The sequence below is a fragment of the Bdellovibrionota bacterium genome (assembly GCA_040386775.1).
Classification (GTDB): domain Bacteria; phylum Bdellovibrionota; class Bdellovibrionia; order Bdellovibrionales; family JAEYZS01; genus JAEYZS01.
On sequence record JAZKEU010000013.1, the window covers coordinates 1 to 23,802 of the forward strand.

At 38.5% G+C, this 23,802-nt stretch carries 23 protein-coding genes and 1 tRNA gene; 17 read left to right on the forward strand and 7 right to left on the reverse strand.

The window, feature by feature from the left end:
- Both V4596_08000 and V4596_08005 read left to right on the forward strand, forming a co-directional pair.
- Positions 1-829, forward strand: an 829-nt coding sequence (locus V4596_08000) for a peptidoglycan DD-metalloendopeptidase family protein (GenBank protein MES2769073.1), incomplete at its 5' end; no start/stop codon positions are given.
- Positions 826-2,163, forward strand: a complete 1,338-nt coding sequence (locus V4596_08005) for a S41 family peptidase (protein ID MES2769074.1) — start codon at positions 826-828, stop codon at positions 2,161-2,163. The genes V4596_08000 and V4596_08005, both read left to right, overlap by 4 nt.
- Positions 2,164-2,171: 8 nt before the next feature.
- Here V4596_08005 and tig read toward each other — a convergent pair whose 3' ends face one another.
- Positions 2,172-3,479, reverse strand: coding sequence for a trigger factor (tig, locus tag V4596_08010; protein ID MES2769075.1), 1,308 nt, complete (start codon positions 3,477-3,479; stop codon positions 2,172-2,174).
- Positions 3,480-3,585: 106 nt separating this feature from the next.
- Here tig and V4596_08015 point away from each other — a divergent pair, with 106 nt between their 5' ends.
- From V4596_08015 to gshA, 5 genes are read left to right on the forward strand one after another with little or no spacing between them, the layout of a single operon-like run.
- On the forward strand, positions 3,586-4,518 hold the full coding sequence (locus V4596_08015) for an ArsA-related P-loop ATPase (protein MES2769076.1): 933 nt from the start codon (positions 3,586-3,588) through the stop codon (positions 4,516-4,518).
- Positions 4,515-5,603 (forward strand): ArsA family ATPase, encoded by a 1,089-nt coding sequence (locus V4596_08020; protein MES2769077.1) that lies wholly within the window; start codon positions 4,515-4,517, stop codon positions 5,601-5,603. Before V4596_08015 ends, V4596_08020 begins: the two co-directional genes overlap by 4 nt.
- The gene (locus V4596_08025) at positions 5,600-6,637 is read left to right on the forward strand and encodes a tetratricopeptide repeat protein (GenBank protein ID MES2769078.1); all 1,038 of its coding nucleotides are present in this window, start codon (positions 5,600-5,602) and stop codon (positions 6,635-6,637) included. Before V4596_08020 ends, V4596_08025 begins: the two co-directional genes overlap by 4 nt.
- On the forward strand, positions 6,618-7,361 hold the full coding sequence (locus V4596_08030; GenBank protein MES2769079.1) for an EI24 domain-containing protein: 744 nt from the start codon (positions 6,618-6,620) through the stop codon (positions 7,359-7,361). The genes V4596_08025 and V4596_08030 overlap by 20 nt, the downstream gene beginning before the upstream one ends.
- A 23-nt stretch (positions 7,362-7,384) precedes the next feature.
- Entirely contained in the window at positions 7,385-8,620 is a 1,236-nt protein-coding gene (gene gshA / locus V4596_08035) for a glutamate--cysteine ligase (protein ID MES2769080.1), read from the forward strand.
- Between the two features lie 66 nt (positions 8,621-8,686).
- Here gshA and V4596_08040 read toward each other — a convergent pair whose 3' ends face one another.
- Together V4596_08040 and V4596_08045 are read right to left on the reverse strand one after the other, a co-directional pair.
- On the reverse strand, positions 8,687-9,322 hold the full coding sequence (locus tag V4596_08040; GenBank protein ID MES2769081.1) for a hypothetical protein: 636 nt from the start codon (positions 9,320-9,322) through the stop codon (positions 8,687-8,689).
- Positions 9,323-9,418: 96 nt separating this feature from the next.
- Positions 9,419-10,900, reverse strand: coding sequence for a hypothetical protein (locus tag V4596_08045; GenBank protein ID MES2769082.1), 1,482 nt, complete (start codon positions 10,898-10,900; stop codon positions 9,419-9,421).
- A gap of 196 nt (positions 10,901-11,096) precedes the next feature.
- Here V4596_08045 and V4596_08050 point away from each other — a divergent pair, with 196 nt between their 5' ends.
- Complete coding sequence (locus V4596_08050; GenBank protein MES2769083.1) at positions 11,097-12,323, forward strand: clostripain-related cysteine peptidase; 1,227 nt, start codon at positions 11,097-11,099, stop codon at positions 12,321-12,323.
- Here the strand turns inward: V4596_08050 and V4596_08055 are convergent, their stop codons facing one another.
- From V4596_08055 to V4596_08065, 3 genes are read right to left on the reverse strand one after another with little or no spacing between them, the layout of a single operon-like run.
- Positions 12,324-12,725 (reverse strand): hypothetical protein, encoded by a 402-nt coding sequence (locus V4596_08055; GenBank protein MES2769084.1) that lies wholly within the window; start codon positions 12,723-12,725, stop codon positions 12,324-12,326.
- A gap of 56 nt (positions 12,726-12,781) precedes the next feature.
- Complete coding sequence (locus V4596_08060; GenBank protein ID MES2769085.1) at positions 12,782-13,207, reverse strand: SufE family protein; 426 nt, start codon at positions 13,205-13,207, stop codon at positions 12,782-12,784.
- Complete coding sequence (locus V4596_08065; GenBank protein ID MES2769086.1) at positions 13,207-14,766, reverse strand: leucyl aminopeptidase; 1,560 nt, start codon at positions 14,764-14,766, stop codon at positions 13,207-13,209. Before V4596_08065 ends, V4596_08060 begins: the two co-directional genes overlap by 1 nt.
- A gap of 267 nt (positions 14,767-15,033) precedes the next feature.
- On the opposite strand from V4596_08065, the gene V4596_08070 reads away from it, so the two are divergent.
- From V4596_08070 to V4596_08110, 9 genes are all read left to right on the forward strand, one after another.
- Positions 15,034-15,636, forward strand: a complete 603-nt coding sequence (locus V4596_08070) for an ATP-dependent Clp protease proteolytic subunit (GenBank protein MES2769087.1) — start codon at positions 15,034-15,036, stop codon at positions 15,634-15,636.
- 25 nt (positions 15,637-15,661) lie between these two features.
- Positions 15,662-16,963, forward strand: coding sequence for an ATP-dependent Clp protease ATP-binding subunit ClpX (clpX, locus tag V4596_08075; GenBank protein MES2769088.1), 1,302 nt, complete (start codon positions 15,662-15,664; stop codon positions 16,961-16,963).
- A gap of 43 nt (positions 16,964-17,006) precedes the next feature.
- Positions 17,007-19,454 (forward strand): endopeptidase La, encoded by a 2,448-nt coding sequence (gene lon, locus V4596_08080; protein ID MES2769089.1) that lies wholly within the window; start codon positions 17,007-17,009, stop codon positions 19,452-19,454.
- 118 nt (positions 19,455-19,572) lie between these two features.
- Positions 19,573-20,334, forward strand: coding sequence for a protein-glutamine glutaminase family protein (locus tag V4596_08085; protein ID MES2769090.1), 762 nt, complete (start codon positions 19,573-19,575; stop codon positions 20,332-20,334).
- A gap of 37 nt (positions 20,335-20,371) precedes the next feature.
- Positions 20,372-21,496 carry a winged helix-turn-helix domain-containing protein gene (locus V4596_08090; GenBank protein ID MES2769091.1) on the forward strand — a complete coding sequence of 375 codons (1,125 nt, stop codon included), beginning with the start codon at positions 20,372-20,374 and terminating at the stop codon, positions 21,494-21,496.
- Between the two features lie 2 nt (positions 21,497-21,498).
- Complete coding sequence (locus V4596_08095) at positions 21,499-21,990, forward strand: hypothetical protein (GenBank protein ID MES2769092.1); 492 nt, start codon at positions 21,499-21,501, stop codon at positions 21,988-21,990.
- 141 nt (positions 21,991-22,131) lie between these two features.
- Positions 22,132-22,207 (forward strand) — tRNA-Val (locus V4596_08100).
- A 23-nt stretch (positions 22,208-22,230) separates the two neighbouring features.
- Complete coding sequence (locus V4596_08105) at positions 22,231-22,650, forward strand: hypothetical protein (GenBank protein MES2769093.1); 420 nt, start codon at positions 22,231-22,233, stop codon at positions 22,648-22,650.
- A 204-nt stretch (positions 22,651-22,854) separates the two neighbouring features.
- On the forward strand, positions 22,855-23,220 hold the full coding sequence (locus tag V4596_08110) for a response regulator (GenBank protein ID MES2769094.1): 366 nt from the start codon (positions 22,855-22,857) through the stop codon (positions 23,218-23,220).
- 5 nt (positions 23,221-23,225) lie between these two features.
- Here V4596_08110 and V4596_08115 read toward each other — a convergent pair whose 3' ends face one another.
- Positions 23,226-23,783, reverse strand: a complete 558-nt coding sequence (locus V4596_08115; protein ID MES2769095.1) for a YfiR family protein — start codon at positions 23,781-23,783, stop codon at positions 23,226-23,228.
- Positions 23,784-23,802 lie beyond the last annotated feature (19 nt).

The window sequence follows — 23,802 nt, forward strand, 5'->3', positions numbered from 1 at the left end:
TATTTATATTTTGAAATTCCAAGATATGAGTATATTAAAGGTGGTTTTCTCGAGTCAAAGTCCTTCGGGGTTAGATAGAAATTTAAGAATTTTAAAAAATCTTACAGACAGAGATTATGCGCTTTTAAAAACCTATTTTAAAAATGTAAAGACTCTCAAGGTCAAGCAAGTGGAGCTACTGGCAAAGCAAAAGTCTCTCCTTCTTTTGGAGCAACAAATTGGGGTCAAGGAAGCTCAGCTCAAACTTGGCAGTGAGAAAAAAAATAAAATGCTGGCAGATATCGACAGTCAAAAATCAAAGCTTTTAATTAAGCTCAAAGAGATCCGAACAAAGAAAACTCAGAGTAAAGATGACATTAAAAAAGAAGAGTTCTTGTCTGTTCTATTTGAGCCATTATTTTTTGAAAAGAAGGGCAAGCTTGCTTATCCAATTCAAGGCAGCATATTTCAAAAATATGGATATTTTTCTCATCCTAAATACAAAACTCAGATTAGGCATAAGGGGTTATTCATAAGCTCAGACGCAGGAGCAGAAGCAAGATCCGTGGCCAAGGGCAAGGTCGTTCACCTAGAAAAAAACAAGAGCAGTGGATACACATTGGTAGTTGATCATTCTGATCACTATTATTCAGTTTATTCTTACATAGGGAATCCTACAGTAAAATTGAACGATAAAGTTATTGAAGGGCAAGTGTTAGCAAAGTCTGTTCAGAGTCACCCGTTCTTTGGTGAAGGTTTGTATTTTGAAATGAGACATTTCTCTGAACCGGTAGATCCTATTGCATGGCTGGAACCTAAAAATAGAAGTATAGCAAGGAGCACAAGATGAAAAAATGGAAGTGGTTACTGCTCGTAGTTGGAATTTTTGTGATAACGGAAATCATTTCCCGATCAGATATGAAGTCTTATGCAGAAGAAAAATATAAAGACCTTCAGATCTTTGCGAAAGTTTTAAATCTTATACAGCGTTACTATGTGGAAGATGTGGATGCAGCCAAACTCATTCAAGGTGGTATCAAGGGCATGCTCAGCGAGCTTGATCCGCATACTAACTATTTACCTCCAGATATTTTTAAAGAATTTCAAGACGAAACAAGTGGAGAATTTGGCGGTTTTGGTATTGAAATCAGCGTTCAGGACGAAATCCTCACTATCATTTCTCCAATCGAAGATACACCTGCGTGGAATGCGGGTCTCAAAGCTGGCGACAAAATTGTCACTATCAATGGCGAATCCACAAAAGGCTTAAGCCTCGTTGAAGCAGCTCAGAGAATGAAGGGCAAAATGGGCGAAGTGATTCACCTAGGTATTATGAGAAAAGATTTTGATAAATCCAAAATCTTTGACGTAAAAAGAGGAACCGTCCGTATTAAATCTGTAAAATCAACGGACATGCTAGATGGATATCTGTATGTCCGCCTTACAAGTTTCATAGAAAATACGCATTCTGATTACGATAGAATTGCAAAAGCTCACATTCAAAAATATGGGAAGATCAAGGGACTCATTATTGACTTAAGGAACAATCCGGGAGGATTGCTGGATCAAGCAGTAAAGATGGCAGATACCTTCTTGGATGAGGGAACTATCGTCAGCACTATGGGAAGAGATCCAAAACAAAAAGAAGTGATCGAAGCTAAAAAAGACAAAGAGTCAGATGATTTCCCAATGATTTTGGTATTGAATGAATATTCAGCAAGTGCCAGCGAAATTTTGGCGGGCGCACTTCAAGACAATAACAGAGCGCTCGTTCTTGGCCAAAGAAGTTTTGGCAAAGGTTCTGTACAATCTGTTGTAAAACTCGGTGATGGTTCGGGCTTAAAATTAACGGTCGCAAGATACTACACGCCTAAAGGAACAGAGATCCAAGCCGAGGGAATCAAGCCTGACATCACTGTTGACGATGTTGATCCAGAGGCGTACGAAAAAGCTTTAGTGAAAAGAAATGTAAAAAGAGAATCAGATATTAATCGTCATCTAAAAGGAAAAACAGAGAGAACAAACATTGTAAAAGCTCCGCAAGTGGGAACTTTAAGTGGCAGAGACGAGTTGCTAAGTAAAGACTTCCAAATAGCACAAGCCTTCAACTATTTAAAGGCATCAAGAGTATTTAGAAAAGCAGAAGGATCGTCACCCAATCCTCCGGCAACACTTAAGAAATAACTGCTCGACTACTTAATATCTTTTAGTTTTTCTTTCGGAACTTCATTCACTTTTGCTTTGGAGGTGATGAACTCAATCACTTTTTCTTCTGTGATGGTGTTCATTAATCTTTTGCGGTTTTCTGGTTGATCGTAGATTTGTTTTACTCTTGCTTCTTCGATTCCAGTTTGCTTGATGTAGAATTCGATTTTCTTATTCACATCTTCGCTCGAAGCATTTAATTTTTCTTGATCGGCAATTTTATTTACAAGGTAGCTAGACTGCACGATAAAAGTTGCTGTCTCCGCAAAATCGCTATCCCACTTCGATGCGTAATCTTTGAATTGCTCTTCATTCATGCCCATTTGTCCCATTCTCTGGTGCATGTCTTGCTTCAAGGCTTCCTTCTGTCTATCCAAAAGTGTCGTTGGGACTTCCATTGGATTTGCCAAAGTTAATTCTTTTAAAAGACGATTTTTGAAATCTTCTTGAATTCTTTTTTCTTCGCTAGTGGTGTAATCTTTTAGAATTGCTGCTCTGAGATCTTCTAAAGTTTTAAAGCCAATTTTTTCTACGAATTCAGAATTCAACTCTGGTAATTCGTGTTTTTTTATTTCGTTCAATTTTATTTTGAACTCAACTGGCTTTCCAGCAATTGCAGCAACATGATAAGTTTCTGGGAATTTCAAGTGTGCTGTCTTCTCAGAGCCAACTTTCATACCAACTACGGCCTCTTCAAATCCTTCGATAAAAGATTTTGAACCTAATTCCAGAGGATGGTTTTCGCCTTTTCCGCCTTCAAGTGGTGCGCCATCAACAGATCCATCAAAGTTCACAATGGCCACATCGCCCATCTGTGCCGGACGGTCTTCTAAGACTGTCACGGTTTGCGCTTGGTTTTTTCGGATATTTTCTAGTGTTTTATCAACATGTGAAGTGTCTAGGTTTAGTTTTTCTTTTTGAACTTCTAAACCTTCATATTTTTTCAGTACGACTTCAGGATGAACTTCGAAAGTGAGAGAGAACGTGAAAGGCTTTCCTTCTTCAAGAGGTTTCATGTCCAACTGCGGTTGATTGATTGGATCTAGGTTTGACTCATCAAGCGCTTTGAAGAAATTTTCCTCTACGAGAGATTGAATGACGTTGGATTGTGCTCTATCGCCATAAAGTTCTTTAACTTTCGTCATTGGAACTTTGCCTTTTCTGAATCCTTTGATTTCCACGTTTTTTTGAAGCTCTCTATATGACTTCTCAAAAGCTTTTGCTACCTCTTCAGGTGGGATTTGGAAAGACATTTTTCTTTCTAACTTAGACACATTTTCAACCGTAGGTTTCATTCGAATTCTCCTCTATTTTCAAAGGCTTCGACCGTATGCGAAAACGTTTTAAAAATCAAGAGGAATAGCTGCCATTTTCCTTACAGTGGCGTCATAATCAGAAGCTGTGGAAAATGACAATTCAGAACAACAACCTAGACAATATAAACCTATTATTTTCATTTCCGGCAAAGGCGGAGTGGGAAAATCCGTTGTAGCTGCTAGCCTTGCCCATCATCTTACAAAAAAAGGGAAAAAAGTGCTGCTGGTTGAGCTTGGTGAGAAGAGCTTTTTTGAGAAATTTTTTCAACTCGATAGAGAAGGGAAAACTGTAAACTACAAAGCTCAAGAGATTCGACCCAATTTATTCATAGCCATTTGGGATTTCAAGGCTTGTTTAAAAGAATACGTTAGCTTCTACATCAAGTCTGAAAAACTGTACGATCTGTTTTTTGGAAACCAAATGATGCAAAAATTAATTCAAGCAGCTCCCGCACTAAAAGAACTAGCACTTTTAGGCAAAGCAACAAGTGGCCCGCGCCATGTGGGACCAAAGTTAGAATACGATCATATCATTATTGATTCTTATTCGACGGGCCACCACAGAGCTCTTCTCAAGGCCCCCAAAGGAATCGCGCAAGTTATTAAAAAAGGTCCTATGGGCGTTCAAAGTGAAAACATGATGCAGGTGATTCAAGATCCTCATCTTTGTCAGCAAATCATTGTGATTAAGCCGGAGGATTTGCCTACGGTAGAGGGCTTAGAGCTCAAAGATAATCTCAAAAAAGACTTAGGTTTAAACTCTACGATTGTGTGCAATCAAATTTTGAATTTCCCAATCTCTGAAAAAGAAATGTTCAATGAAGCAGAAAATACTACTGGATCCAATAAAGAATTATTAGAGTACTTTGCAAAAATATCTAGTGAGCAGGCTGCTTGCGTAAAACAAGTTGCAGATAAAGATCCAAATTATATTCCGATAGAATTTTGTTTTCACAATTCAAATAAATATGAATTCATTGCAGAGCTGGGGAAAAGCTTTGGAGGAACCTCAAAATGATTGAAGGCCTCTTTAAAAGTAAGATTCTAATCTGTGCCGGAAGTGGCGGAGTAGGAAAGACGACTGTTTCCTCCACTCTTGCTTACAAAGCAGCAGAGATGGGTAAGAAAGTTTTGGTATTTACGATCGATCCGTCCAAGAGACTGGCAACATGTTTGGGATTAGATCATTGGAATGGAAATGAAATACTAGTTAAAAAATTCGACCAATCATCTTCTGGTGGTGAGCTTTGGGCAGCAATGATTGAGCCAAAAAAGATTTTCGATGAATTTGTTCACGAGAACTCATCGACAAAAACCGAAGCACAGACAATGCTGGATAATCGTCTTTACCAGGAGCTTTCAACTTCGTTAAGTGGCTCTCAAGAATTCACTTCGCTTCAGGCGCTGAACAAGGCTTTCAAGAGTGGGATTTATGACCTTATTGTTTTAGATACGCCACCAGCGCAACATACTCTGGACTTTATTCAATCTCCAGAGGTCATTTTCAATTTGTTTAAAGGACCCATCGTCGATTGGTTTATGAAAATCTATGACAAGAAACAAAGCGGAATGTTTTCTTTCATCGGAAAGGGAACTGCCGTTGCAATCAATGTACTTGAGCGTTTGACTGGAGCAGAGTTTATTTCTGAGCTCCAGGTTTTCTTCGCCACGGTTTCTGGCTGGAGAGAGGCGATACAAAAAACCGTAATCGATACGCAGAATTTAATGATGGGCAATGATACTCAATTTGTTATCGTTACGAATATTGATGACTCAAAACTTCTAGAAGCAGAGGAAGTGGTTCGTGAATTTAAAAAAAGAGGATTTCAAGTTCATCACATTATCATCAATAAGGTCTTGCCAGAATGGACAGATTTAAAGCCAGCAACCGGCAATCAAGAAAAACTTATTTCGTTTTATAACTCTTTAAAAGAATTTTATAGCTCGCAGATTCAAAGACTGATGCAAAAAGAAGTGCGTGGCTTTAGAGCGGTGGAGTTTTGGAGTCTTCCGCAGATTACACAAGAACAAGACGAGCTTATGTCTTTAGAAAAATTATCAAAATTATTTAAAGGTATGAATTTTATGGATGGAAAATTATGAAAAATTTTTTGCTAGTGGGATTAGTATTTTTAAATTCATGCACGTCAACTCCAGAGTCAAAAATCACTGAAAAAAAACATGAAATTTCTAGATCTGCTCAGACCTTGGATGAATTGTATCAAAGGGGTAAGTCAGAACGTATTCAGGGATCGCCAAAAGAATGTTTAAAAACATTTTCTAAAGTCATTGATCTCAGAAAAACAGTGCAAGACAGCCTCTTTGCTTATTCGCTCTATCAATCTGGCCTTTGCCATGAAATGCTAGGTGAGTATGAGAGGGCCATTGCTGTTTATCAAGATGCCTTGAGAGTAAAAGCAATTGTAAACTCTGAGCTAGCGCTTCTTGAGATTCCATCGAGATTAGCAATTTCTTATGAAAGAGTTCAAGATGTAGCCACTGCAAACAATTACTATCTTATTGTAAAAAGATACATTGATGATCTTAAGAAAAACAAAAAATCATTCAACTCCAAAAAAGAATACTATGCCGAAACTTTATTCCAAATGGGAACGATTGCTAATAACTATCAACCTACGAAGTCTAGTGATCCAGGCATCCTTGCCCAGGATTTTTCTAGCTACTTAAAATCTATCAGCTATGCCCAAGAGTATTTGATGTTGGTATTAGAACTAGAAGTTCAGCCTTATACTGAGTACGCACTTAAACAGATGGTGACAAATTTCCAAAGTAGTTTTGAATTCATTAAAAACATCGGTCTTGATTCGGGAGACGATGAAGTTGTCGCTCAAAGAGATAGGCAGATGAGACAAAAAGACATGAGTACAATTCTTGCTCACCACATCGACGAATTTGAAACAGAGTCTTCAGTTCAGAAAAAATCAAAGCGCAGTGACTACAAAGAGATTTTCTCAAAACTTAAGGAAATTAAAACAGGATTGGATGCCATCATCAATGAACGGCCCATTGGTGAAGGTTTAACCCTAGAAGCGCAAAAACTTCAGGATCCTAAAAAAGAAGGACGATTTGTTCCTATAAAGAATGAGGCGAACGAAGATGAAAAGAATGGTCAGTAGATTCAAGAATGGAGTTACGTCATTCTTGGAAGGCATAAAGCTTTTAAAGAATGATAAAAATATGCGGGCCCTGGGAATTGTTCCTGCGTTGATGTCGCTCACATTATTTACTGTGGGATTGGTTGTGGGCATGATGTATGTTGATGACATTTTGTCTTGGGTCATTAAGGCTAATCTCAATGATTATAATGTTTTGCTAAAATCATTAGTGTATGTCCTATCTTTTATTTTATTAGGATTTATTTTGTATTTTGCGACTTTCTTTGTGGTTTCAATTTTGGCTATACCTGTGTGCACATCTCTTTCTCAAAAAGTTCTTATTGAGTCAGGATACTTGTCTTCAGCTAAAAAAGGACTTAAAGAGAACATATTCACTTTTGCAAAAATGCTAAGAGTTTCGCTATTAAAGCTTGGATTTATCTTAGCAATATCTGCGATGCTTTTTATTGCATCTTTTATTCCAATTATTTCGCCAATAGCCCTTTACTTTAGTTTAATGATACTCACATTCGATTGCATGGATTACGCAATGGAACACGACGAACAGGGTTTAAGACAAAGATTTAAATTTTTCTTTAGTCATTGGATCGAGTTCAGCGGGTTTGCGCTTTGTATGGCAGTCATAGTTGTTATTCCATTTATTCATTTTATTTTACTGCCTGCTGCGGTGTTGGGATCTTCTGTGCTCTATATTAGAATCCAATCGGCAAAAAAATTAAAATAAGCAAAAAATTAGATAGGTAAAAAATGATTCAAAAACAAATACATGATTTAATTTGTAAGAACTGTGAAAAAATCGACAGCTGGCTCTCTAGTAAAAAGAAAGAACTCCAGCTGCCATTCTATACAAGTATAGATATCAGAGACTCCCATCATAAAATCGTAAGCGTTGATGCGAATATTTACCCGGCGGGTTTCAATAATATTTGCCCTACAGATAAAGAGCATGCACCAGAAATCACAAAGGCATACTTGGATTCTTACTACGGCGGAAAAGTAAAAAAAATTGCCCTGCTCACAGAAGAACACACTAAAAATCCTTATTATTGGGAAAATGTAAGATGGATTTTAAAAATGGTGGAGGATGCAGGCTATGAAATAAGAGTTTGTTTGCCACAAGTTTTAGACAATGAGGTACAAGTAGACTCTTCCAGTGGGAATAAAGTTACAGTTCATCCATTTAAAAAAATTGACGGTGAGCTCATTGGAACAGATGGATTTAAGCCCGATCTCATTATCAGTAATAATGATTTCTCAAATGCCTACGAAGCTTGGGCGGAGGGATTAAAAACTCCAATCAATCCTCCGCGAGAATTGGGATGGCATCAAAGAAAGAAAAGCGACCACTTTAAATATTTCAATCAGCTCGCTACAGAGTTTTCAGACATCATCGGAATTGATCCTTGGATTTTAACGGTAGAAACAGAAGTGGCTCCCGATTTTGATGTGAACGACGTGGACTCAAGAGAGGCTGTTGCACTTAAAGTGGAAGCAATGCTTAAACGCATTCAAGAAAATTATGACAAACGAGGAATTAAAGACAAGCCGACTGTATTCGTAAAAAATAATTCCGGAACTTATGGCCTCGGAGTAATGAGAGCGTTATCTGGTGATGACATTCGTATGTTGAACAGTAAGGGTCGCGGAAAAATGAACGCAGCCAAAGGCGGCGGAGATGTAACAGAAGTCATCCTCCAAGAAGGAGTTCCAACGGCAGTCATGGCTGAGGGAGTGGTCGCTGAACCTGTAGTTTACATCGTAGGCTGCGATCTTGCCGGAGGATTCTTCAGAACTCACAGTGAAAAAGGTCCAGACGATAGCTTAAACAGCCCAGGAGCCGTTTACAAAAAAATGTGCGTATCAGATCTAAAAGTAGATCAAGGCGGATGCCCCATCGAAAACGTCTACGGCTGGGTAGCAAAACTCTCATCCCTAGCAATAGGATACGAAATCAAACAACTAAACCTAAAAATAAAAAGGTGAGCCGCACCTTTTCCACACATCTGCGTTATACGTGACGCACACCTTTGGAAAAGGTGCGGCTCACCTTTATTCCCAGGACATGGTTACGGGGATTTTTGAGAGAGTGTAGATTTCTCTTCTGTCGATGATCACTTCGCGGCTGGAGTGATTTGAATGGGAGAATTGGACTTTTGAAAGTACCCAATAACCTGGCCACATTTCAGAGACATTTCTGAATGAGAACGAAGCTTTTGGATTCACTTCAAAACTTATATCCGTATCGTCTGGAGTTAATTTGTAAATATCTTCCACTGGAATTGTAATAGGGACGGGAAGATTTGTTTTGGCAGAAAGTTCGCAAGGTGAAGTGATAACCATGGTTGGTCTTTCTCCGCTGGAGGCCATGCCTTCTGCTTCAAATGTTAATGTGTAGGAATCAAAATATTCGCAAAGGCGTTGGCTGTTCTGTTCATTCTTCACTAAAAAATTTCTAACATTGATTTGGAAATTTCTTTCAGCCTTCGCAACTTGAATACTCGTAACTATATCTTTATGTAAGGCAGTTTGAAGAGCGTCGCCTTTATCAAAGAAATTAAAAAGATTTTGATTCTCAACGGCAGCGGGCGATCTATTGTGAATAAATAAACGAGATGCGCACCAAGAGAGCAGGCACAATCCCACTAAGAAGAAAAAATATTTTTTGGAACGATAATATGTTTTCATTGTTTGTCTTAATTAATTCCCAATTAAATAAATACCTTACATATACTGTTTCGGTTTGATTCTTACACAAGTTTAATTTCACGGCAGATTACTGGACTAAGGTGTGGATTTTGGGATGCTGTCTGCTAGAGGTTTTAGTTTGGCTACTAAGGGTGCCAGTTCTGATTGGCGAGGATTCGCCGACGATCGCATCTTATCATACAGAACCTTGAACATCTGATTGGAATCCTTTGTTTGATAACCATAAAGTTTCATCATAAAGGACTCCGTTACGAAGGCATTCTTGGCAAGGGAACTGGTGAGTGTGCGTTTAAAATCTGCTAAATCTCTCACTGATGTAGGGGCCTCTCCTTCATACTTTACGTAAGGTTCAGTTAATTTTTTTATGCTCTCATTTGTAATTATATTTTCAGCAGCAATACTGGTTCCGAATAATTTTTTGTAAGTTGTGTAATAATCAATTTTTACAAACAAGCCAACTCTTGGTGTATTGATCTCATCCCCTAAAAAGGATTTAAGTTGATCGCTATTCTTCATAAGTGCAGAGGCCTCACGCGCGTAAGGTCCTTGCATAAGCTCAGAAAGAGCGTTGAAGTTTTCTGCTACTAATTTTTTATCAGATAAAATTTTCTTTAAGACCTGTATTCTTTCTGCAGGGTCTTTGGGAAATTTTAATCTACAACCTAATTCTCTAGCTTTATACAGCAGCGGATTTTTACGGGCAGAAGACTCAAAAGATTTTAAACCTTTTGCTAACGGGGCATGTTTTTCCCAACCAGCAATCGAGACGTTCTCGCAATTGTCCCAATCTGGTTTTTGAATCATATTTAAAATGGCTGTGGCATACTCAACGGCATTTTCCCGGGATATTTCTTTTGTAGGATCAGTATATGTTAATGAAGGGTTATTAATTTTAGCCATATGGACAATATGGTAAAGCAAAGAAGTTTCGCTTTTTTTTAATACTCCAGGAGCGCTATCGATCCACCCAAACATAGTTGCTCTTGGGAATATTTTTAAATACCTGGCTGAAAGCGGGTTGCTCTGAGATAAAATATTGGTAAACCCATAGTTAAGATTTTCGGTACCATCTTCTTCGATACTGTCCACAGCCGCCAAACTGTTTATTCGTGAGGTATGATCATTTGGATTATTAGATTCGATCTTTCCAGTTCCCGCAGTTCGGCATCCCTGAAGATGGAAAGAATTTAAATTTTTAAACCAGTGGGCATATTTTGGATTACAAGACATCTTCTCTAGGAAATTAATTCTTAAGGCCCCTTCGGCGCTAGCACCTTCCCATTCACCGTAGTGATGGCCTGAGATAACTAATCCATCGCATTTTGCATTTTGCTGGACCATTTTTTCAAAAGCTGCTTCAGGATCATCTCCATCAGGCATGTATTCCAAAACCTTGATATCGGAACCGATCTGCTGATTGATTTTGTCGGCAAAAGTCTTCATGTACTCTTTTTCTTTGCGGTTATTGAGCGAGAAATAGCATACGGTGCCCTCGCGCTTTTCAGCGAAAGCCTTCAAAGATATTAAAAATGTCATCAAAACCAGCAAAAATCTCATGCCTATACATCGGCGCATTATTTATCTAATTTTATGAATTGGCTTGTCTTTCTAGCCCACTCTTTTAGCATATTTAAGTGACTAGACCATGGTCCAGTTCTGAAATGGAACTGGACTTTTAGTTAGGGAATTCGTGGGGAAGCAACCTAACATTTATGACGAGTTAAAAAGTCACATTCATCCGGGGGGAATGATAATGAAGAAGATTTTGTATGTTCTTATTGTAGCATTGTTGGTTTTAATCCAATTACAAACATCAGATGCAACGGCTAAAGTAACCGCGCCGAAAGAAGCTAAAGAATGGACCTTCTTAATCTTTATGAACGGCCATGACGAAATGCTGTCTCCTTATACAGACTCGAATCTCGAATCGATCGAAAAAGTAGGCTCAACGGAAGACATTAATATTGTCGTACAAGTTGCTTCTTTGAATAGACAGCAAACAGAAAGAGTTTATGTAAACAAGGGCAGTCACGATATTATCCAAAAACTTCCTCGCGTTGACATGGGCGACTACAAAGAACTCAATAAATTTATCGCATGGACTGTAGAGAACTATCCTGCAAAAAAATACTTCATCAACGTTTGGAATCACGGAACAGGTTGGCACAACATCCATTTAAATATGGAAGGTTCAAGACCTAGCGCATTTGAAACTCATGACGTTTCTTTTGATGGCATAACTGGAAATTTTATTTCTACGGAGCAAATGGGTCAGGTCATGAAGAAATTCGCATCTCTAATTGGGCACAAAGTTGATCTTTACGGAAACGACGCGTGTTTAATGTCGATGATTGAGGTTGCAGCTGAATTCACGGATTCAGTATCGTTCTTTGCAAGTTCACAAGAAAACGAACCTTTGGCGGGATGGCCTTACGATAAACTCCTTGCAAGATGGGTAAAAAATCCAACAATGGATGGCGGAGAAGTGGGTTCAATCTTAACCGAAGAATATTTAAAACTTTATCCAGACGACGAAGTAAATCCTCATGGCACAACTTTTTCGACTATTGATATGAGTAAGCTGGATATCTTGATTACTTCCTTAGCAAACCTTCGCAATGAACTTATGGGACTGGGTGCGGAAAAAACAAAAGCTCTATTTACAGTAGCTAGCGGAACGCACAACTTTGCGGGCGGACCTGATTATAAAGACATTTATGATTTCATTTCTAGATTGGAAAATAGCTCTGCATTGGGTGTAAATAAATCTGTACTTACAGATGTAAAAAGTGCCTTTAATGAGGTTGTTATCAAGAATGTTCATTCCGCAGAAGAAGCGCGTGCGCATGGATTATCTGTGTGGTTGCCGACTTATGAGTTGTACTACAGTGACCACGTATCTCGATACAAAAATCTAGAGTTCAACAAGAAGACAGGCTGGGCCGATCTTCTTGATTTATTTTTTAATAACAAAAAATAATTAGCGTGTTTTAGAAAGCAGAATGCCACTGAACCAGATCACATCAACACCTTTGTACTTGATGTGAGATGGAGTGCTTCTGTTTGCACAATCAAAATTTTGTCCAAGTGATGTAATGTATTTTGAAAGATCAGAATCAGGCAGAGAAAGAATGTTCATATCATTAAGATGAGCGCTCAATTTTTCTCTGCTTGTGTAACACTCGTAAACTTCAGCTTGAGCTCCACCTGGTAAAGCCGGGCAAGGGCGAATTGAAGAACGAACCCAAAGATCATTTCCTTGCACAACAACAAGTTCAACGGGCTGAACTGCCATTGAAGCACCGTTATCGTACATTTCGATATTAGAAGCGAATGCTCCACTTGCAACAAATAGAGTTGCGATAGCTAAAAGTAATTTCATTATTTCCCCCTAGGAATAGTATTTGTAGGGTTTTCTAACAAAAGATTACTGGTGATTCAACTGCGGCCTGATATTTGGGACAGTGCAAATGCAAACAACTTAATCTGCTTGATCATGGAAGCGAGTCCGTTAGCTCGGGTTTGAGATAAATGCGTGTTAAGACCTAGTTTTTCCATAAATTCCGCATTGGACTGCATAATCTCTTGAGCTGTTTCTCCAGAATATACTCGCAGGGCCAAAGCTACGAGTCCCTTCACAATTGCGGCATCACTATCGCCCTGATAATAGATTTTTCCATCTTTCATTTCGGCAAACATCCAGACAGAAGACTGACAGCCTTTTACTTTGTACTGATCAGTTTGATATTTAGGATCAATACGACAGTCTTTTCCGATTTTAATGAGGTGAGAATATTTCTCTTCCCAAGAAGGAAATTTCTCAAACTCCTCAACAATATATTTTGATTTTTCTGTGATGCTCATTATTTGTGTTGTTTCGCAAGTTCAACAAATGTGCGCACGATAACTCCCGAGGCCCCTTTTGCAGGTGTATAAGGAAGTCTATGGCCATTATTATAAGCAGTTCCTGCAATATCAAAGTGGGCCCACGGAATATCCTTTTCAACAAACTCACCTAAGTAAATTGCACCTTGCGCGCTACCTGCGCCACGTCTTTGAGAAACGTTTTGTAGATCTGCGTAGGTGCCTTTCATATCTTTTAGATGTTCTTCATGCATTGGCATTTCCCAAAGGGTTTCCCCAGAAGCTGCTGCTGCTTTTGCAATTTTTTGAGTTAACTTTGTGTCACGAGAAAAGAATCCGGTGTGCACATCACCCAGTGCCATCACCATGGCGCCTGTCAATGTGGCAGCATCAACGATGAATTCTGGTTTTTGTTCTGAAGCATAAACAAGTGCATCAGATAAGATCAATCTACCTTCCGCATCGGTGTTGTTTACTTCAGTTGTTTTTCCGTTTCTGGCAGTAGTGATATCGCCCGGCTTATTTGCAAATGGTCCTGGCATGTTTTCAGAAGATGGAACAATCCCGATCACATTTACTTTGAGTTTTAATTTTGCAATGGCAAGCATTGTTGCAATGACGGCAGCTCCGCCCATCATGTCGTATTTCATTTCTTCCATACCTGCGCCGGGTTTTAAAGAAATACCGCCCGAGTCAAAAGTTAATCCTTTTCCAACAAAGCAAATTGGTTTTTTAGACTTTGCTCCACCTTTGTATTCCATAATGATCAAGCGTGGATCTTCTCCGCCGCCGAGCGAAACTCCGTGCAGATTTCCCATTTTTTCTTTTTTAATTCTAGCGCCATCCCAAATTGTAACTTTGAGTCCTGTGCCAGTGGCTGCTTTTTTTGTAGTCTCTCCAAGGATGGGAGGATTCATTTGGTTTCCTGGAGTATCACCAATTGTTCTCGCGAAGTTTACTGCCTCCGAGACAATGCGGGCTTCTTTTTCTGCGTTTTTAGCAGAAGTTGCAGTTCCAGCTAATGAAGTTAAAATATTCACTTTCATTTTTGCAAAATCTTTTGCAGTATCTGATTTATTGGGTGAAGATTTATAAATATCAAAAGTATATTCGCTCAAATAAAAACCTTCGAACACAGCTTTTAAATTTTCTTCTTTAGTTTTTGTAGTAAGAGGAAGTGTTTCAATAGCGATAGTTACAGACTTTGCTGAGTTTGCCTTTAAATTTTTGAAAGCATTCGAAGAGGCTCTTCTAATTACCTCATGAGTAACTCTTTTTGCATCTCCTAAGCCAACAAGAAGTAAATTTGTAAAACCTAGGAAGGCATATTGTCTAAAAAATAAAGATTCACCAAGGGCGCCTTTGAACGGAGCGTACGTTAATGCCTCAGACATATTTGCCTCCCAGTCCTTTGGTAAACCTTTCAAATTGAGACTGATCTTTTTTGTCTTCCCGAAGTCATTTGTGAAGATGACCAAAGTCGAGTCTTGGGCTTGTGTAATATTTTTATTCATCTGACTGTTAATCTGGGTGGTAATAAATGAGAATTCGAGTGCCATTTGTGCTCCTAGTTAGTTCCTGCTGTAATTGCCTAGTTTTCGATCGTTAGACTGTAAATTTAGCTTACTAGACCTAAGTTTAACTCCGACTCATCACGTCTATCAACCTACTATTCAAAGGACAAGATGATTTTAAGTAGGAGCCATTTATAAACATCTGGCGGATTTATCCGATAGAATAAATGTGGGTTAGATATTGGGTTGCCAAAGCCTGATATAGTGACCACATTAAACGCGTGAAGTTGGACATCTTTGAAGGAGTTTTTAATGCCGTTAATCCCTATGGTCGTAGAGCAGACATCTAGAGGTGAAAGAAGTTTCGATATTTATTCTCGTCTATTAAAAGAGAGAATCATCTTTATCGGAACCCCCATCAACGACGAGATCGCAAACCTAGTGGTTGCGCAGTTGTTATTCCTCGAAAGTGAAAACCCGGAGAAAGATATTCAAATCTATATCAATAGCCCGGGTGGAAGTGTGAGCGCTGGTCTAGGTATCTATGACATTATGCAATTCGTGAAGTGCGATATCGCTACATACTGTATTGGTATGGCTGCAAGTATGGGATCACTTCTTTTAACTGCAGGAACAAAAGGCAAACGCTACGCTATGCCACATTCTCGAGTGATGATTCACCAACCGTTGATTTCTGGTCACGGTATCAGTGGCCAAGCAACAGATATAGAAATTCACGCTAGAGAAATGTTGAGAATTAAAGAAATGTTAACTGATATTTACGTTCATCATTCAGGCAACAAGAAAGATTTTCTTCATTTATCAATGGAACGAGATCATTTCTTAAGCCCGGAACAAGCAAAAAGTTATGGGCTTATCGATCACGTTGTAGACTTTAGAAAAGAAAAGAAATAAGCAGAAAAGAGAAGAAGGATAAATAATGAGCATAAACAAGAAGGCACCTACTGGATTATCTTGCAGCTTTTGTGGAAAGAGTCAGAAAGAAGTTAAAAAACTGATTGCGGGCCCTGGTGTGTACATCTGTGACGAGTGTATTGATCTATGTAATGACATCATTGCCGAAGAAAGAGAAAAAGAAGTTCACGTTGAAGGCGAAGGATTCAAAGTTCCAAAGCCACAAGAAATCAAAGAATTCCTTGATGGATATGTGATTGGTCAAGATGGAGCGAAAAAAGCTTTATCTGTAGCTGTTCATAATCATTATAAGAGAATCAATTCTGCTTCCAAAAAAGACGAAATCGAATTGCAAAAATCAAACATCATGCTCATTGGTCCAACCGGAACTGGTAAGACACTACTTGCCCAAACAATAGCTAGACATTTGAACGTTCCATTTGCCATGGCCGATGCAACGACATTGACTGAAGCTGGCTATGTAGGGGAAGACGTAGAAAACGTAGTGTTAAATTTATTACAAGCTGCGGATTATGATGTAGAGAAAGCACAACGCGGAATCATTTATATCGATGAAATTGATAAGATTTCTAGAAAATCAGAAAACCCATCAATCACAAGAGACGTGAGCGGTGAAGGTGTGCAACAGGCTCTTTTAAAAATCTTAGAAGGTACAGTTGCGAATTTACCTCCAAAAGGTGGTAGAAAGCACCCTCAGCAAGAATTTATTCAAGTAGATACTAGAAACATTTTATTCATCTGCGGCGGGGCTTTCGTCGGGCTTGAAAAAATTATCGAAAACAGAATGACGCAAAAATCTATTGGTATTGCGGCTTCAATTCCATCGATGAAAGATCAAACAAAAAAGATCGATGAATTGTTCCAACAAGTACAACCAGACGATTTAGTGAGATTCGGTTTAATCCCTGAATTCATTGGACGTTTGCCGGTTGCAGCCGTACTAGACCAGTTGTCAGAAGCAACATTGATAGATATTTTGACAAAGCCAAAGAACTCTTTGGTTAAACAATATCAAAAATTAATGTCTTATGAAGGTGTTGATTTAATCTTCACAGATGAAGCACTCAAGGCTATAGCCCAGTTATCACTCAAAAGAAAAACTGGAGCGCGTGGACTACGTAGCGTTATCGAAACTGCAATGATGGATGTTATGTACGAAATTCCTTCCATGAAGGGTGTTAAGAAATGTATAATTGATAAAGAAGTCATAACTGATGGGAAGGCCCCTAGTTATAAACTTAGCCAAGATGGCCAAGACGACGACGTAAAAACCGACGTTAAGAAAATCAAGGAAGAGTCCGCGTAACTTCTAAACAAGCCTTCCCTCCTATGACCAGAAAGGAATTTCTATGGCTCAAGAGGGAAGTAAGAAGGACGCAAAATCGTTACCACTGTTACCGCTCAGAGATCTCATCGTTTTTCCGCACATGATGATGCCACTATTCGTAGGTCGTGAAAAGAGTATCAATGCTCTTGAACACGCTATGAATCAGAGAACGGATATCATTCTAGCAGCGCAAAAAGATGCAAAAACAAACTCACCAGAAGCTGAAGACATTTATGAAATCGGTACACGCGGCAGTATCATTCAGCTTCTTCGTTTACCAGACGGAACTGTAAAAGTTCTTATCGAAGGTAAAGGCAGAGTAAAAATTAACAAATTCGTAGCGAATGAAAATTACTTCCAAGTAGATTTCGAAGATCTTCCAGAAAAAATCGATAACAAAGTTGAAGCTAACGCTTTGATGAGATCGGTGAAGACAACTTTCGAAACATACGTGAAATTGAACAAGAGAATTCCGCCAGAAATCCTAATGAGAGTTTCAACTATCGAAGCTCCAGGAGAGTTAGCAGATATCATCGTTGCTCAATTGAACTTGAAGCTCGAAGATAAGCAAAAAATCCTAGAGATCAATGATCCTGCGTTGAGATTAGAAAAACTTCTTAACTTAATGACTGGTGAAATTGAAATCTTAGAAGTAGAAAGAAAAATCAGAAACAGAGTTAAGAAACAAATGGAACGTTCTCAAAAGGAATACTATTTGAATGAGCAAATGCAAGCCATTCAAAAAGAACTTGGCGAGAAAGATGATTTCCAACAAGAAGTTCGTGAACTAGAAGAAAAGCTCAAAACTAAAAAAATGAGCAAAGAAGCGCACGAAAAAGTTAAGAAAGAAATTAAGAAATTAAAAATGATGTCACCTATGAGTGCTGAAGCCACTGTAGTTAGAAACTACATTGACTGGGTACTTGGTCTTCCATGGTACAATTACTCCGAAGTGAAGCATGATATGGCTTTCGCTGAAGAAATTTTAGATGAAGATCACTGGGGATTAGAAAAAGTAAAAGAAAGAATCTTAGAACATTTAGCTGTTCAACAGATGACTGGTAAACTTCAAGGTCCAATCCTTTGTTTAGTTGGTCCTCCAGGTGTGGGTAAAACTTCTCTTGGTAGATCGATTGCAAAATCACTCAATAGATCGTTCGTAAGAATTTCTTTGGGTGGTGTTCGTGATGAAGCGGAAATCCGTGGTCACAGAAGAACATACGTTGGAGCAATGCCAGGGAAATTAATCCAAGCTTTAAAGAAAGCAGATACAGGAAACCCGTTAGTTCTTTTAGATGAAATCGATAAAATGAGTAACGATTTCAGAGGCGATCCAGCTTCTGCAATGCTTGAAGTTCTAGATCCAGAACAAAACGCTACTTTCCAAGATCATTATTTGGAAGTGGAATACGATTTATCGCAAATCATGTTCATCACAACTGCAAACTCTCTTCACACGATCCCAAGACCATTACTTGATCGTATGGAAATCATCCAATTGGGTGGATACACTGAAAACGAAAAATACTTCATCGCAGAAAAGTATCTTGCTCCTAAGCAATTAGAGAAGCACGGTTTGACTGACGATAAAGTAGAATTCACAGAAGCAGGCTTAAGATTCTTGGTTCGTCACTATACGCGTGAAGCGGGTGTGAGAACTCTAGAAAGAGAAATTGCAAGTGTTGCAAGAAAGACTGCGCGTGAACTTTTAAGAACAGACAAAGCGAAAGCAAAAATTAAAATTCCTAAGCATGTAAAAGGAAAACCATTCCAACTTACACCAAAAGTGATCACTGACCTCTTGGGTGCGGAAAAGTACAAACATGGAAAGATCGAAGAAGGAAACGAAATCGGTCTTACAAATGGTATGGCTTGGACAGAAGTGGGTGGAGATCTTTTAGTGATGGAAGTTACGATGGTTCCTGGAAAAGGGAAGTTCACAGTGACTGGCCAATTGGGTGATGTGATGAAAGAATCTTGTTCTGCGGCGATGAGCTATGTGAGATCACGTGGACCACTCTTCGGCTTAGACAAAGAATTCTTTGCTAACATCGATATCCATATCCATGCCCCAGAGGGCGCAATTCCTAAAGACGGACCGTCGGCAGGTATCGCGATCACTACTTCAATCGTTTCTGCAATCATGAGAATTCCAGTGAAGAGAACAGTTTCGATGACAGGTGAAGTGACATTGAGAGGAAGAGTTCTAGCAATCGGTGGTCTAAAAGAGAAAATCTTAGCGGCACACAGAGGCGGAATTAAGACGATCATTTGTCCTAAGGAAAATGAAAAGGATCTTAAGGACATTCCAAAAGAAGTTCTTAAGGAATTGAAAGTGATTTTAGTGGATCACGTGGATCAAGTGCTTGTAAACGCTCTTGATATCTCGAAGCCACAAGATCTTTTCAAGATGAGAAACGACAAGGTATTTGGGCTTAAGGCACAATTTACAGGTCACTCATTCCACTGACCCGGTAATTAAAATAGTAGACACACAAAGCCAGGGAGAAATCTCTGGCTTTTTTATTTTGATTTTTGACATAAGTAAATAATCAGGGTTTTATCTCGCACATCCGGGGGGATAATTCATGAAGCAAGCGATCTTATTTGTTCTACTTTTAAGCATATTCAGTATCAATGTATCAGCGCAAGTTTCTGCTATAAGACATCCAGATCAAGACTACCAAGATGCTGCAAGAAAAGTATTCAATCTTCGAAATCTAAAACATAAATTTTTAAAAAATACAGATGCTTATTCTGCAAGAACTTCAGAAATCATTATGTCTTCCGTAGCACCTTGGAGCCATGGAGATATCAACAAAGCTTTTTCCGAAGTTCGAGACGAAAGATTTATGAGAGACGACACAGGATTTGCCAGAAGACCAACTTGGCTCTATCCATACGATGGTTGTTATGCGAGAGCAGAAGTAGCTGCGCAAAGATTAGAACTTAAAGGATTTTCAAAACCTTCGAAGGTTTTTATTTTTGGAAACTTGGTTGTAGAATCAAAGAATTCATCTCAAGGGGTAGTCACTTGGTGGTACCATGTTGCCGTTGCTTACGGTCACCAGGGAACGATTTATATTTTTGATCCTGCCCTTGAGCCTAATAATCTTTTAACGGTTCAGCAATGGTCTGCTCTTATGGGGCCAGCAAAAAAACAATTTTCAATTTGCGATGATGCAGCTTTTGATCCGTATTCTCCATGCGAAGGAGGGGCTCAACTTTCTTATGAGCAGGCTCAAGAACATCAAGAGGATTTTTTTAATGCAGAAAAAGAAAATCTAATGTTATTAGGCAAGAATCCAGCAGAAGAGCTAGGTGACTTGCCTGTTTGGAAAAGAGAGTAATTTAGGATTATAAGTTGAAGGTGTGGGGTAGGGACTGATGTCTAAGATTTTAGACTCTAAAAATTTAGAACAGGATTACGAGTTAGGAAAGCTATATAGAGATCGTGGTGATTTTGATAATGCTATTGCTAAATTTGAACCTTTGTCTCAGGATTATTTCGAATCCAAAAGATATGATGATTATTTAAAGTGTCTAAATGATCTATTAAGAATTTACGCAGAACAAGAAGATGCGGCAAAAATTCAATCTACAAAAGAAAAACTTCAAGACATTGCAATGAATGATGATTTTGAAATGTCATCTTATACCTACTACACGCTGGGCATTTGTGGTGCCTACAAAGGGCAATACGACATAGCTTTAGATTATTTCCAAAAAGCACTGACTCTAGGCCTTCAAAATGAAAACAAAAAAGACATGTGTTATGCTATAGCTGGCCTTGCAATTACTTATTCTCAATTGGGAAAATATCAAGAGGCTCTCCAGGAACTTTACAATCTAAAAGTATTTTTTGAAGTATTGTCTCTTCCAGAACTCAAAATCTCATCCCAAATTTTAAATGGTGTAATCTTAAGAAAAACAGGAAGGCATGAACAATCTCTAGAGGTTCTCTGGGAGTGTTACGACTATTTGAAAACAGAAAAGAATCATTATTTCTATTTACAGCTTTTGTATGCCATTGGCGTGACTTACAAAGAACAAGGCGACGTGGAGCTTGCAAAAATTTATTTGCAATTGCTTAAAAAATCTATCGATGCGAATAGTTTTGTTCGTTTAGCAAAAGATACTGAAAAAAGATTGTTGGAAATAGGTGTGTCTAATCAGGACGAATACGATTTGATTTTTGATCTTATCAGCAACTCAGTCACTGAAAGAAAAAAAGGGAAAGTAGACTTCAACAACCAATTTATCCTTTTAGAGCTTCTTCACCTCTTTATGAAATATCCAGGAGAGACCTTCTCTAAGGAAGCCATTGTTAAGAAAATTTGGAATCAAGAATATTCTCCTGTAATCCATGACAATAAGATTTACGTTACCATTAAAAGATTAAGAAAAATGATTGAGCCAGACTATAACAAGCCGAAGTATATATTTCGCGCAAAGAGTGGATACTTTTTCAACAAAGCATCCCGAGTAAGATTGAATGTAGAGGAGAGATGATTATGAAGTTGTTTATTATTGCTGTTGCTATCTCGCTGATGAGTTCACTAAGTTTTGCGCAGAGGACATCTGGCGGAGATATGCCATTTCCGATTGGTAAGGTTATCGATTTCCCAAAAGATGACGGTAAAGGAGTTTGGAAAGATGAGCTCAAGAAAAAAATCTTTAGATTGAGACCGCTTAAGGGTGTATTAGAAGATGGGACTATCCTTGTTCAAATGCTCGGCTTAAATAAAAAAGTTATTGCAGATGGATTGGGCGTTGTGGGGAGCGACAAAGTTCTTACGGCAAACCTAAGATATATTGCCGATCCGACAAACTATGTAGAGATTAAAATCGCCAATTTATGTTCAGACGCTTTATTTGATAACAGCACTGACTTCTCAGAGCTTTGTAAAACTCAGCAGATGTGGGCATCCGTAAGGGTCCTAGATAGCAATGATAAGCTTTCTCCTCCGCAGCCTTTCGTTATTAAGAAAACCAGAGAGAGATAGTAAATATACGTATTTATTAGACTTTACATGATTTGAGGGGAATCTTAATTTTCCTTCAAATCATGCTCGACAATTGAGAGGATTTATCTTAAAACTCTCTTTCCTAATTAGCGCCTAACAATCTTTTTAGATGCTTATTTCAGGGGATTAGCTCAGTTGGTAGAGCGCCACCCTTACAAGGTGGATGTCGTCGGTTCGAGCCCGGCATCCCCTACCATTTTCCCGTCGCAGGAGATTTCCATGCCTAAATTATTTTTAATCATTTTTTTAGTGTTTCCTTCTTTCGGTTTTTCTCAGGACGCCATCCCGCAGCCAGCAAGGGATTTGAAAAGCGTGATGAAAGAGATTGGACCAATATTTAGAGTTATTTCACAGACTGTCGCTGATGCGAGCAAAAATCCCGAAACCATTCAGAATCTTAAAGATTTGGAAAGCCTCGTTTATGAGGCGCTTTCACTGCGTCCACCGATGATCGCTAGTATGCCGGAGTCAAAACAGAGAAAAGCGGAGCTGAGATATCTCCACTTAGTTTTAGAATTACAGCTGGCCATCGTAGATGCACAAACAGCATTGCTTAATAGTGATCAGAACACTGCCCAATTAGCCGTTAAAAAGATGTCTACTCTTCGAATAACTGGGCATGGCGAATTTTCCGAATAGCAGAATATAGAGATAGGCTAGTCCTTTCATAACACTGCTCCGAACTCTCTTACTGTTAGTACGCTCCCAAACGGATTTAATTTAAGCATATTTGGTTAAAACTAGGCTTTAGCCAAGCTCTCTTGACAAAAGACAGTATCAACAGCGAGAGTGAAGAGATTAGGATATTAAGAATATAGAAAAGTAAATCAGAGAAGGTAGATCGTGGCACGTAAAATTCTTTTGGTAGAAGATAATGCAACAAATATTGCTATTATGACAGAGTTTCTCACAGATGAGAATTTTGAGATTCTGTTTGCAAAAGATGGGGAAGAGGCTGTTGCAGTCGCTGAGAGTGGAAAGCCAGATCTTATTCTCATGGATATAAATTTGCCAATCATGTCTGGAATTGATGCCACAAAAAAAATTAGATCAAATCCAAACACAAAAGATATTCCTATTATCGCTCTGACGGCAGGAATTATGCCTGACCAAAAGAAACAAGCCATGGACGCTGGATGCAATGATTTCCACGGCAAACCAATTGATTTTATGCTTTTGATTGATCTAATGAATAAATATCTTAAATAAAAATATTAAATTAATTTTGCTAACTTTAAAAGTTGAGAGCTAACCTTTAGCTTTTCAGACTCGATTCGTTCTCTGTTCATTTCAAATCTTAGTTTACCGTCTTCTAGGAAAAAATTAATCATAGAACCTTTTTCGGCAAACCCTTTTTCTTTGCTAATAATAAGAGTAGAAGATCCTTTGGTTTTCTTCACCAGAGAGGTTAAAATTTTCTCTTCGGTGAAAACCAATATGACCAATTGACTGTCTTTGAGGTCGGCTAAACTTTGAGCTTGGTGTAAATTGATTTTTTTGTCTCTAATTTTTTTATTCTTAGAAATTTCCGATAAGTGCTGAAAGATAGACGAGTTTCCGAGTACCGTGATATTGAAATCCGCACTCTCTTCTTTCTTCGACTCTGGCCATTCAATGTAGTTTGTAAATTGGTAAATGAACGCGGCTTGCACTCTATCGAGATCTGCTAGGCTTTCCGCACGTATTTGTGAACTCGATACCATAGCAATAAACAAAACAAAAAAAATGTATGCTGTGCGAGTTACAAAAGATTTTTTTATGCTGGATTTCAAAACAGATCTCCCAATTTTT

Excerpts from the sequence above, each read along its gene's own strand:
- V4596_08005 (MES2769074.1), top strand. The coding sequence starts at position 826 with ATGAAAAAATGGAAGTGGTTACTGCTCGTAGTTGGAATTTTTGTGATA.
- tig (MES2769075.1), bottom strand. The coding sequence starts at position 3,479 with ATGAAACCTACGGTTGAAAATGTGTCTAAGTTAGAAAGAAAAATGTCT.
- V4596_08020 (MES2769077.1), top strand. The coding sequence starts at position 4,515 with ATGATTGAAGGCCTCTTTAAAAGTAAGATTCTAATCTGTGCCGGAAGT.
- V4596_08025 (MES2769078.1), top strand. The coding sequence starts at position 5,600 with ATGAAAAATTTTTTGCTAGTGGGATTAGTATTTTTAAATTCATGCACG.
- V4596_08030 (MES2769079.1), top strand. The coding sequence starts at position 6,618 with ATGAAAAGAATGGTCAGTAGATTCAAGAATGGAGTTACGTCATTCTTG.
- gshA (MES2769080.1), top strand. The coding sequence starts at position 7,385 with ATGATTCAAAAACAAATACATGATTTAATTTGTAAGAACTGTGAAAAA.
- V4596_08040 (MES2769081.1), bottom strand. The coding sequence starts at position 9,322 with ATGAAAACATATTATCGTTCCAAAAAATATTTTTTCTTCTTAGTGGGA.
- V4596_08045 (MES2769082.1), bottom strand. The coding sequence starts at position 10,900 with ATGAGATTTTTGCTGGTTTTGATGACATTTTTAATATCTTTGAAGGCT.
- V4596_08050 (MES2769083.1), top strand. The coding sequence starts at position 11,097 with ATGAAGAAGATTTTGTATGTTCTTATTGTAGCATTGTTGGTTTTAATC.
- V4596_08055 (MES2769084.1), bottom strand. The coding sequence starts at position 12,725 with ATGAAATTACTTTTAGCTATCGCAACTCTATTTGTTGCAAGTGGAGCA.
- V4596_08060 (MES2769085.1), bottom strand. The coding sequence starts at position 13,207 with ATGAGCATCACAGAAAAATCAAAATATATTGTTGAGGAGTTTGAGAAA.
- V4596_08065 (MES2769086.1), bottom strand. The coding sequence starts at position 14,766 with ATGGCACTCGAATTCTCATTTATTACCACCCAGATTAACAGTCAGATG.
- V4596_08070 (MES2769087.1), top strand. The coding sequence starts at position 15,034 with ATGCCGTTAATCCCTATGGTCGTAGAGCAGACATCTAGAGGTGAAAGA.
- clpX (MES2769088.1), top strand. The coding sequence starts at position 15,662 with ATGAGCATAAACAAGAAGGCACCTACTGGATTATCTTGCAGCTTTTGT.
- lon (MES2769089.1), top strand. The coding sequence starts at position 17,007 with ATGGCTCAAGAGGGAAGTAAGAAGGACGCAAAATCGTTACCACTGTTA.
- V4596_08085 (MES2769090.1), top strand. The coding sequence starts at position 19,573 with ATGAAGCAAGCGATCTTATTTGTTCTACTTTTAAGCATATTCAGTATC.
- V4596_08090 (MES2769091.1), top strand. The coding sequence starts at position 20,372 with ATGTCTAAGATTTTAGACTCTAAAAATTTAGAACAGGATTACGAGTTA.
- V4596_08095 (MES2769092.1), top strand. The coding sequence starts at position 21,499 with ATGAAGTTGTTTATTATTGCTGTTGCTATCTCGCTGATGAGTTCACTA.
- V4596_08105 (MES2769093.1), top strand. The coding sequence starts at position 22,231 with ATGCCTAAATTATTTTTAATCATTTTTTTAGTGTTTCCTTCTTTCGGT.